Origin of the sequence: Pseudomonas sp. TWR1-1-3, from assembly GCF_049896805.1 — a bacterium.
Lineage (GTDB): Bacteria > Pseudomonadota > Gammaproteobacteria > Pseudomonadales > Pseudomonadaceae > Aquipseudomonas > Aquipseudomonas bubulae.
This window is the reverse complement of record NZ_JAFCUZ010000002.1, coordinates 758605-768569: the sequence shown is the minus strand read 5'-3', so window position 1 is coordinate 768569 and position 9965 is coordinate 758605. Positions and strand designations below refer to the sequence as shown.

General features: G+C 60.8%; 12 protein-coding genes and 1 riboswitch. Of the genes, 7 read left to right on the top strand and 5 right to left on the bottom strand.

What is annotated here, in order from left to right; genetic code table 11:
- Positions 1-68: 68 nt before the first annotated feature.
- Positions 69-653 carry a YajG family lipoprotein gene (locus tag ACP7BE_RS11055; protein ID WP_095001563.1) on the top strand — a complete coding sequence of 195 codons (585 nt, stop codon included), beginning with the start codon at positions 69-71 and terminating at the stop codon, positions 651-653.
- A 58-nt stretch (positions 654-711) separates the two neighbouring features.
- Here the strand turns inward: ACP7BE_RS11055 and ACP7BE_RS11050 are convergent, their stop codons facing one another.
- Both ACP7BE_RS11050 and ACP7BE_RS11045 read right to left on the bottom strand, forming a co-directional pair.
- Positions 712-918, bottom strand: a complete 207-nt coding sequence (locus ACP7BE_RS11050) for a hypothetical protein (protein WP_016779492.1) — start codon at positions 916-918, stop codon at positions 712-714.
- Between the two features lie 146 nt (positions 919-1064).
- The gene (locus tag ACP7BE_RS11045; protein ID WP_095020337.1) at positions 1065-2231 is read right to left on the bottom strand and encodes a 1-acyl-sn-glycerol-3-phosphate acyltransferase; all 1167 of its coding nucleotides are present in this window, start codon (positions 2229-2231) and stop codon (positions 1065-1067) included.
- A gap of 105 nt (positions 2232-2336) precedes the next feature.
- On the opposite strand from ACP7BE_RS11045, the gene ACP7BE_RS11040 reads away from it, so the two are divergent.
- The 4 genes from ACP7BE_RS11040 to ACP7BE_RS11025 are packed head-to-tail and all read left to right on the top strand — an operon-like array spanning position 2337 to position 4323.
- Positions 2337-2519, top strand: coding sequence for a CPXCG motif-containing cysteine-rich protein (locus ACP7BE_RS11040; RefSeq protein ID WP_095001561.1), 183 nt, complete (start codon positions 2337-2339; stop codon positions 2517-2519).
- A gap of 12 nt (positions 2520-2531) precedes the next feature.
- Entirely contained in the window at positions 2532-2792 is a 261-nt protein-coding gene (locus tag ACP7BE_RS11035; protein ID WP_095001560.1) for a putative signal transducing protein, read from the top strand.
- A gap of 51 nt (positions 2793-2843) precedes the next feature.
- The gene (locus ACP7BE_RS11030; RefSeq protein ID WP_426105835.1) at positions 2844-3470 is read left to right on the top strand and encodes an SOS response-associated peptidase; all 627 of its coding nucleotides are present in this window, start codon (positions 2844-2846) and stop codon (positions 3468-3470) included.
- A 34-nt stretch (positions 3471-3504) separates the two neighbouring features.
- Positions 3505-4323 (top strand): M48 family metallopeptidase, encoded by an 819-nt coding sequence (locus tag ACP7BE_RS11025; protein WP_095001558.1) that lies wholly within the window; start codon positions 3505-3507, stop codon positions 4321-4323.
- 105 nt (positions 4324-4428) lie between these two features.
- Here ACP7BE_RS11025 and ACP7BE_RS11020 read toward each other — a convergent pair whose 3' ends face one another.
- From ACP7BE_RS11020 to ACP7BE_RS11010, 3 genes are all read right to left on the bottom strand, one after another.
- A complete protein-coding gene (locus tag ACP7BE_RS11020; protein WP_086799543.1) occupies positions 4429-5013 on the bottom strand; it encodes a TMEM165/GDT1 family protein in 585 nt (194 codons plus the stop codon).
- A 90-nt stretch (positions 5014-5103) separates the two neighbouring features.
- Positions 5104-5225: riboswitch (yybP-ykoY riboswitch) on the bottom strand.
- 49 nt (positions 5226-5274) lie between these two features.
- Positions 5275-6273 carry a class I SAM-dependent methyltransferase gene (locus tag ACP7BE_RS11015; protein WP_095001557.1) on the bottom strand — a complete coding sequence of 333 codons (999 nt, stop codon included), beginning with the start codon at positions 6271-6273 and terminating at the stop codon, positions 5275-5277.
- A gap of 30 nt (positions 6274-6303) precedes the next feature.
- Positions 6304-7269 carry a 2-hydroxyacid dehydrogenase gene (locus tag ACP7BE_RS11010; protein WP_426105832.1) on the bottom strand — a complete coding sequence of 322 codons (966 nt, stop codon included), beginning with the start codon at positions 7267-7269 and terminating at the stop codon, positions 6304-6306.
- 80 nt (positions 7270-7349) lie between these two features.
- Between ACP7BE_RS11010 and ACP7BE_RS11005 the strand changes: the two genes are divergently transcribed.
- Positions 7350-7979, top strand: coding sequence for a LysE family translocator (locus ACP7BE_RS11005; protein ID WP_016779501.1), 630 nt, complete (start codon positions 7350-7352; stop codon positions 7977-7979).
- Positions 7980-8120: 141 nt separating this feature from the next.
- A complete protein-coding gene (locus ACP7BE_RS11000; protein WP_426105829.1) occupies positions 8121-9878 on the top strand; it encodes a DUF1302 domain-containing protein in 1758 nt (585 codons plus the stop codon).
- The last annotated feature ends 87 nt before the right edge of the window (positions 9879-9965 follow it).

The window sequence follows — 9965 nt, the reverse complement described above, 5'->3', positions numbered from 1 at the left end:
CCGCTAGTTCGCAGGCGTCCGGCACCCTATACTGACGGCCTGTTATACCCAGTCCTGGAGAGATAAGCATGTTGCAACGCCTGTTGTTCGGTTTGATTACTGTGACCAGTTTGACCCTGGTCGGCTGCGCCCACAGCCCGCAACAACTCAGCCCGCAACCCAAGCTGACCACCCAGCTTGCGCCAGTGGGTCGTGGCCAGCCGGTGGTTGTGCGTGTGGTGGACGGTCGTCCTTCCCCAACCCTGGGGACTCGTGGTGGCATGTACCCCGAGACCAGCGCGATCAGCGTCAGCAGTGCCGACCTGGTTCCCAAGCTGCAAGCCCAGGCTGAAGCAGCCGTGCGCTTGCTGGGTTTCACTCCGACAGCCAATGCGATGAACGCGCCAACGCTGACCGTGACCCTGGCCGAACTCAAGTATCAGTCGCCCAAGGACACCATGTACGTGACTGAAGCCACCATTGGCGCGACCTTCCGTTCCGATGTGAAGAACGGTGGTCGTACCTACAGCGGCCGTTATGGCGCGTCCCTGGATCAGCGCTTCGGCATGGCGCCGAACCAGGAGACCAACACCAAGCTGGTGAGCGATGTGTTGAGTGATGCCCTGACCCGTGTGTTCAAGGACCCGTCCATCGGTCGTTTGCTCAGCGAGTAAGCCGGTAAAATAAAAAGCCCGAACTCAGTGAGCTCGGGCTTTTTTGTGTTCGAAACATTCAGGCCGCTTCGGCATACAGCTCCAGGCGGCTGACGCCGGTGAGCAGGTCCGTCTCGGGCAGGTCGGCATGGGCGTGGCCGCTCAGGGCGCAGTAAACCAGCCAGTGGCGGTCTTGCACGTTAAAGGCCAAACCCTCGATCAATGCCTGTTGTTCGTCGCTGGGCGCGATAAGGTAAAGGCGGTCCTGGTTTTCTGCGTGCAGCATGACAAGCTCCGTGTCGGTGTCGAGGGGCCACAGAGTGGCCTCTCAATATGACGATACGGTGACAGCAGAATTTAAGCCCTTCTGTGGGAGCGAGCCTGCTCGCGAACAACCTTCGCGAGCAGGCTCGCTCCTACGGGTTTATTGGGTTACAGCGCCAGGCCAGCCTTGATCCGATACTGGTTACGCACCGGCATCGCGTATTGCAGCACCAGATACGGACGGTGCTCGGCCGGGCAGGCGTCCAGGCGGCGTTGCCATTCTTCCTGGGCCTTGGCCAGTTCTTCGGCACCGAATACCTCTGCGGCCGTCGGCACTTGTAACTCGGGGTCGTGGTCGCTCCACTGTGCATACGCCAGGTAGTGCGCGGGGAACAGGCGGTAGCCACCGAGGATATGACGATCCATTTCGGCGGCCAGCAATTTGCTGTCTTCGAACAACTCGGTCACCGGCGCCCCGAAGTTCACGTGCACGCGACCCTTGTAGCCGGTAATGCCGTTGGCGATGCTGGTGTCGTCCTCGCCAGGAGCCTTGCTGTAGGTGCCGGTAGTGGCGCGGATAAACAGCTCGCGGGCCTTGGCCTGGTCACAGGGGTCGTATTCGTAGCTGATGGAAACCGGGGTCAGGTTCAATGACTGAATGACCTCGGCAAACGGCTCGTTTTTACGGCTCATATGAAACATCTTGAGGATCGCCGAATCGGTACGGTCATCACCGTCCTTGGCCCGGCCTTCAGCCTGGGCGATCCAGATTGACTGGCAGTCGTTGCGGATCGAGTGGTTGATGTATGCCGACAGCAGTTGATAAGCCGCGAGCTTTTCCCGGCGCCCGGTGATCGAGCGGTGCACGATAAAGCTCTTGTTCAGGCGCATCAGATCGCTGACAAACGGCTTTTGCAGCAGGTTGTCGCCAATGGCGATGCGCGGCGTTGGCAGGCCGGCGTGGTACACGGCGTAATTGACGAACGCCGGGTCCATCACGATATCGCGGTGGTTGGCCAGAAACAGGTAGGCGCTGCCGGATTTCAGTTGCTCGACGCCGGTATAGGTTACGCCGTCGGTGGCATGTTCGATGGTGCGATCGACGTACACCTCGACCTTGTCCTGCAGGGCCGCGACCGAATTGACGCTGGCGAACTCTTTGCGCAGGCGATGAGCTATAAGTGGTTTTAACAGCCAACCGAAAGCGCCGGCCAGGCGCGGAAAGCGAAAGTGGGTCAGGATATCCAGAAACGCCTTGTCGCTGAGCAGCCGGGCCAGCACTGCTGGTACTTCGGCGTCGTCGTAAGGTCGGATGCTATCGAATTGGCCCATCATGCTCTCTTGTTGGAAACGACTAGGGTTGGTACGCAGGGCAGGGCAAAAATAATAGCCCTGCTAATAGACCGGCGATTATACGCACAAGTCACTCTGGAGACCGCGATGCTTGAAACTGAACACTATGAATGCCCCTATTGCGGCGAGCCGGCTGAAGCGGTGCTCGACCTGTCGGGGGGTGATCAGAGCTACATCGAAGACTGCCCGGTGTGCTGTCGGCCGATCCTTTTTCACCTTCAGACCGATGGCCATGAATGGATGCTCGATGTGCATACCGAGAATGAGTAGTGAGTGAAGACCATGCAACGCATCTACGAGCCGGAAAACCTGATGGAAGCCGAACTGTTGCTGGGCATGCTGGCCAGTGAAGGGGTCGAGGCCCGGCTACAGGGCCGTGATCTGGTCGGCGCCACGGGGGAGCTGCCGGTGTTCGGCTTGCTTGGCCTGGCGGTGGCCAATGATCGGGCGCAATACGCACGGGAGTTGATCGATGCGTACAATGCCGCGTCACCGGTGGCTGGCGATGAGCCTGAGAGTTTCCCCGATGTGCTGGATTGCTGATACCAGCGACGGTTTATTCATTGCTATACAAAAGAAGAGTTGTGCTGCCCCATGTGTGGACGTTTTGCCCTGTTTCGCTGGAACCCTGCATTTGCAGCCTTGCCCGGTTTCCCGGCGGATCAGCAGGCCCAGTGGAATATTTCGCCGAATGATTCGGTATTGATTCTGCGCGCAGGTGCTGAGCCTGGCCAGCGAGAACTGGCGCGAGCGCGCTGGGGTCTGACCCCGGCGTGGCTGACCGACCTGTCACGGACTCCGGCCCATGCCCGTGCTGAAACCGTGGCCGAGCAGCCCATGTTCCGCGATGCCTTGCGTGAGCGCCGCTGCCTGATCCCGGCCAACGGCTTTTATGAATGGCGCGGCACGACCCGTAAGCGCCCCTACTGGCTGACGCCGGGTGAAGGCTCCTCGCTGTTTTTTGCCGGTATCTGGGAGGCATACCCCGTTGAGGAGCATGTGTGGCTGAGCACCGCCGTGATTACACAGGCAGCGGCCAGTCAGCGCCGCCCGCTGATTCTGGATGAGGCCGGCCAGCAGGCCTGGCTTGACCCTCAGACTCCGCTGCAGGCCTTGCAGGCACTGCTGGCCAGTGCGCAGATGCCGCTGCGTGAAAGGCCGCTGGCCAATCTGGTCAACGATCCAAAACTCAACGCGCCCGAGTGCCTGACACCGGGTTGAGATACGATACGCGCCATCTTTATGGAGACTTTTGATGGGTAAGTTAGCGGTAGTGTGCGCCGTGGGCGCCGGGTTGTTGCTGGGTGGATGCCAGGCGGTGAATACCACCAATGGCGGCGCCGTGGGCGTAGAGCGCAAGCAGTACATGTTCAGCATGCTGTCGAGCCAGCAGGTTGACCAGATGTACGCCCAGTCGTATCAACAGACCGTCAGCGAGGCGGGCACCAAGGGCGTCCTGGACAAGACCAGCGCCAACGCCAGGCGCCTGCAGGCGATCGCCAACCGACTGATTGCCCAGGCGCCGGCCTTTCGCCCGGATGCCGCGCAATGGAACTGGGAAGTCAACCTGATCAAGAGTGACGAGCTCAACGCCAACTGCGGCCCTGGCGGCAAGATCATCTTTTATAGTGGGATCATCGAGCAACTCAAACTGAGTGACGATGAAATTGCCGCGATCATGGGCCATGAAATCGCCCACGCCTTGCGTGAGCACGGGCGTGAATCCATGTCCAAGGCCTATGGCATCGAAATCGCCAAGCAGGGTGCTGGCGCCTTGTTGGGCCTGGGCCAGGACAGCCTGGGCCTGGCCGACACGGTGGTGAACTACAGCCTGACCTTGCCCAACAGCCGCAGCAATGAAAACGAAGCGGACCTGATCGGTCTGGAGCTGGCAGCCCGTGCGGGCTACAACCCGAATGCGGCGATCACCCTGTGGCAGAAAATGGCTCAGCAATCACAGAATGCGCCGCCTGAATTCATGAGCACCCACCCGGCTTCAAGCAGCCGGATTGCTGCGCTGGAGGCGGCCATTCCGAAGGTGATGCCGCTGTATCAGCAAGCGCCGAAATCGTGACGCTTGTTGTGGGGGCGGGCTTGCTCGCGATGGCGTCTACGCGGTTCAACTGAAAGACCGCAGTGCCTGTATCGCGAGCAAGCCCGCTCCCACACAAAGTGTGGGTTACACCCAGCCGCTGATCTGCATCGCCTTGTACACGGCCACTACCGCCAGTACTACGAACGCGGTGGCAGCCAGTCTGCGGATCAGGGTCAACGGCAGTTTGTCAGCGGCAAAGTTGCCCGCCAAAACCACCGGTACGTTGGCAATCAGCATGCCCAGGGTTGTACCGATAATCACCAGCCACAGATCCGGGTATTGTGCGGCGAGCATCACCGTCGCAACCTGGGTCTTGTCACCGATTTCGGCAATGAAGAAGGTGATCAATGTGGTCACGAACGGCCCGTACTTGCGTGCGGTGCTGGCTTCGTCGTCGTCCATCTTGTCCGGCACCAGGGTCCACAGCGCGGTGGCGGTAAAGCTCGCGGCGAGGATCCAGTGCAGCATGGCGTCACTGAAGAACGTGCTGAACCAGGCGCCTACAGCACCGGCGGCGGCATGGTTGGCCAAGGTCGCGACCACGATACCGGCGATTATCGGCCAGGGTTTGCGAAAGCGTGCGGCCAGAATAAGGGCGAGCAGTTGCGTCTTGTCGCCGATTTCGGCCAAGGCAACGATTGCAGTAGGGACAAGCAGGGAATCGAGCATCATCAGGTGGTTTCCAGGGGCGGGTCGACACGGCTATGACACGTACAGCCTCCCCGCCCCGGGTAAGGTGTTCGTGTCATAGGTCTTGTCAAACCCCGGTCCGTCTGTGCGGACACCTGGGTCGCATACGCCATGGTCTGTTGACCAAGTATGTTGACGTATGCCGGACGAGCTTGACGCTCGTGGGAGACTACTCCCCTAGGACGGAGCGGATTCTGCCTAGGCAAATCCGATCCGGCAAGCTCTTATTTTTCCGCAGGCTCAACGGCGCTTGGCGCTGTAAATCCGGAAACCCTGGCCCTCGGCCTTGACCGTGCAGGCACCGAAATGCTCTTCGATCAGCGGTTGATATCGCAGGAAGCTGTTGGCGACAATCCGTAGTTCGCCACCTGATTTCAGATGTTTCACTGCTTTTTGCAGCAAGTTTTCGGTGGCGTGGTAATCGGTATGCACCCCCACGTGGAACGGCGGGTTGCTCAGAATCGTGTTCAAACCCATGGGCGCGGCGTCGATGCCGTTGCCGGTAATCACTTCCCCTTCCAGACCGTTGGCCGCCAGGGTCAAACGGCTGCTGGCGGTGGCGAAGGCATCCACGTCGAGCAGGGTGACGTTGTTGTGCGGGTAGCGACGTTTGACCGCAGCCCCGAGTACGCCCGCACCGCAGCCGAAGTCCAGCACGTGGCCGCTGGGCAACTTGTCCAGATGCTCAAGCAGCAGGGCGCTGCCGCGATCCAGGCGCCCGTGGCTGAACACGCCCGGCAGGCTCACGACCTTGAGCGGGCCTTCGGGCAGCGGCAGTTCGTAATGTTGCGCCAGGTCGTGCAGTACCGGCACGGGCGGGGCGTTATCCACCGTCACTTGCCACAGCTGGCAATGCCGCGCGCTGTCGAGTTTGCGTGGCTTGCCGAACGGGATCAACTGTTTGGACGCGCCTTCAATGCCACCCTTTTTTTCACCGACCAGAAACACGTCGGCACCCGGCAGGCGAGCAGCCACGGCCTTGAGCACGTAGTCGCTCAGTTCCTTGGACTTGGGCAGGAACACCACGGCGGTGTCGAACGCCCGCTCAGGGATATCGACACCGAACTGCACGCGCCCGGCAAAGCGGGCGTCGAGCGCGGCCTGGTCGCCGGCATGCCAGCACCAGCCATGGGCATCGGGCAATTCGCCCAGCAGTTCGTCAGCGGGCAAGCCGACCAATAGCACCGAGCCTTGAAAGTATTCAGGCTGACGAAGCAGTACTTCACTGCGCGGATCCATAATCTGCTCCTCAAAAAGGGGCGCAGTCTATCAACTGACGACCCGCAGCGCTGTACCGTTGAAGAACGCTTCGGCATTTTGCGCCAGTTGGCCGACGATGCGCTGGCGTGCTTCACGACTGCCCCAGGCACTGTGCGGGGTGATGATCAGGCGCGGAATGTCGGCCCCCAGCAATGGGTTGCCGTCGCGTGGTGGTTCGACGCTGAGCACGTCGGTGGCCGCGCCACCCAGATGGCCGCTACGCAGGGCGTCGGCGAGAGCCTGTTCGTCGATCATGCCGCCACGTGCGGTATTGACCACAAAGGCCCCGGGTTTGAGCAGTGCCAGTTCGCGGGCGCCGATAAAATTACGCGTATGCTCGGTGAGCGGGCAGTGAAAGGTCAGCGCGTCGACCTGGGGCAGCAGTTCGTCCAGCGTCAGGCGTCCGGCACGGGCCGGGCGCCCCGGGATCTGACCGATCAGCACGCGCATGCCGAAGGCTTCGGCCAGTTTCGCGACCGCACTGCCCAGCTCGCCGTGACCGAACAGGCCCAGGGTCTTGCCTTCCAGCTCGACAATCGGGAAGTCCAGCAGGCAGAACTGCTTCGCTTGCTGCCACTGGCCGTCGGCCACGGCCTTGTTGTAATCGACCAGGCGCGTAGCCAGTGCCAGCAGCAGGCCGAGGGTGTGCTGCGCCACCGATGGCGTGCCGTAGCCATGGCAGTTGGCCACGGTGATCCCCAGGGCTCGGGCGGCCTCAAGGTCGACGTTGTTGGTGCCGGTGGCTGCCACCAGAATCAACTTCAGCTCCGGGCAGGCAGCCAGGGTTTGGGCGTTGAGCAGCGCTTTGTTGCTGATGGCCACACTGGCGCCTTGCAGACGCTCGATCACATTGGCTGGCGTGGTGTCTGCGCACAGCTGCAAGTCGCCGAAGCTGCGACGCAGCGGGTCGAGGTCGAGATCGCCCAGGTCCAGTGAGGTGTAATCAAGGAATACGGCGCGCTGAGTGTTAGTCATCAACTGTACCTTTTGTGCTGTGAAATGAAGGCGTAATGTGGCGAGCCTAACAGAAGAAACAATTTGTAATGGAGCCGTGCATGTACTGGACAGAATTTTTGACCGTAGCCTTGATTCACCTGTTGGCGGTGGCCAGCCCCGGGCCTGATTTTGCCGTGGTAGTGCGCGAGAGCGTCACTCACGGCCGCCGTGCCGGGATGTTTACCGCGTTTGGTGTGGGCACGGCGATTTTTGTCCATGTCGGCTATTCATTGCTGGGTATCGGCATCATCGTGTCGCAATCGATTGTGCTGTTCAACGCCCTGAAATGGCTGGCAGCGGCTTATCTGCTGTATATCGGCATCAAGGCACTGCGGGCCAAACCGGCCGATCCTGCGGCGTTGGCGGCCAGCTTGCCGGTGGGCGAGCGCACGGCACGCGGGGCTTTCACGTCGGGCTTTGTGACCAACGGCCTGAACCCCAAGGCGACGCTGTTTTTCCTGTCGCTGTTTACCGTAGTGATCAACCCGCACACCCCGCTGTCGATCCAGGCCGGTTATGGCGTGTACCTGGCAGTGGCAACCGGTGTGTGGTTCTGCATGGTCGCGATGCTGTTCAGCCATCAGCGCGTGCGTACAGGCTTTGCCCGCATGGGTCACTGGTTTGACCGCACCATGGGGGCGGTACTGGTGGCGTTGGGCGTGAAACTGGCGTTTACCGAGATGCATTGACACACCTTGGTTCCGTAGCAGCTGCCGAGGAACGAAGGCTGCGTCCGGCAGCAGCTACGGGGAGATGGTCGGGTTCTTGTCAAAATCTGGATTTGCTTCATCCTTGCGGGCTTATTGCAGTGTGCCCACGGAGAAGTATCGATGTCCTCAGTCCACCGGTCCTGGCGCCGCGCCAGACTGGCGCTGGCAGTCAGCCTTGCGTCGACGTCCGCTTGGGGCGTGAGCTTCAATGTCGGCCCGGTTGAGGGGCAGATCGATACCGAGCTGTCCATCGGCGCCAGTTGGTCCACCGCCAGGGCCGACAGCAAACTGATAGGCGCCAACAATGGCGGCACGGGGCAATCGGCCATTTCTGACGATGGCCGCCTTAACTTTAAACGCGGCGAAACTTTTTCGAAAATCTTTACCGGCATGCACGCACTGGAACTCAAGTACGGCGACAGCGGCCTGTATGTGCGTGGCAAGTATTGGTATGACTTCGAGTTGCAGGACGACAGCCGCCCCTTCAAGCCCATCAGTGACTCAGGCCGCCGAGCCAGCGCGCAATCGGCCGGCGCGCAACTGCTCGATGCGTTCGTTTACCACAACTACGCCATTGCCGATCAGCCCGGCGCAGTCCGCTTGGGTAAACAGGTGGTCAGTTGGGGCGAAAGTGCGTTTATCGGTGGCGGCATCAATGCGATCAACCCCACCGACCCTGCCGCCTATCGTCGGCCTGGCACTGAGTTCAAAGATGGCCTGGTGCCGGTCAACCTGTTCTATCTCTCGCAAAACCTGACCGACAACCTGTCGGCTGAAGCCTTTTATCAGCTGGATTGGGAGCCGTCCGAAGCGGACAACTGCGGGACGTTTTTCTCCCGGTCAGACGTGATGGCTGACGGCTGCAGCGGCAATTACCGGGTCATGAGCAAGCGTTCGGCACTCGATGTGGCCGACCTCGCCGCGCTGAACGGTGCCGGGGTTGAGGTGAACGAGGAGGGCGTGCTGGTACGCCGTGGCGCCAATCGTTATGCGCGCAACAGCGGGCAGTTCGGGGTGGCCATGCACTATGTGTTCGAGCCGCTGGGCACCGAGTTCGGCGCCTACTTCATGAACTACCACAGCCGCGACCCGATCCTCAGCGCCAGCGCAGCGCCGCAGTCGGCCTATAACGCGGCAGCAGGCACCGGAGGGCTGGCGCCGATGGTTGTTGCCGGCAATTCGGGCTATTACGTTGAATACCCTGAAGACATCCGCCTTTACGGCCTGAGCTTCTCCACCACGTTATCCACAGGCACGGCCTGGAAGGGCGAGTTGAGTTACCGTCCCAATGCGCCGGTGCAACTCAACAGCAACGACTTGCTGTACGCCAATGTCACGTTGCTGCCCGGGCTTGCCGATGCATCGCCACTGAGCGTCACTCCCGGCGCAGATGTGCAGGGCTATCGGCGCAAGGAAGTCACCCGGTTCCAGACGTCCCTCAGCCATGTGTTCGACAACGCGATGGGTGCCGATCACCTGACCGTGACCGGTGAGGTGGGGGTGACCCGGGTTGGTGGCCTGGATAGCCCTTCAGGGCTGCGTTACGGGCGTGATCCGGTGTTTGGCTCTGAAGGTAATGACGGCTTCACCACGGCCACCTCCTGGGGCTACCGTGGTCGCGCCGTGTGGGAATACAGAAGCGTTGTTCCCGGGGTGAACCTCAAGCCCAATCTGGGCTGGTCCCATGATGTCAGCGGCTATTCGCCGGGGCCCGATGCCAGCTTCGAAGAGGGCCGCAAAGCCATCTCCCTGGGGCTGGAGGGTGACTATCAAAGCACCTACACCGGCAGCCTGTCGTACACCAATTTTTTTGGTGGGCGCTACAACACCCTCAGTGACCGCGACTTTGTGGCGCTGACGATGGGTGTGAAGTTCTAGGCCGGAATTTGTTGGGAGGCGTTCGGGCGACTATTGTTTGTGGGGTGCGAATGTTTACGACCCAAGGAATTTTTACCGTTGGTCGTG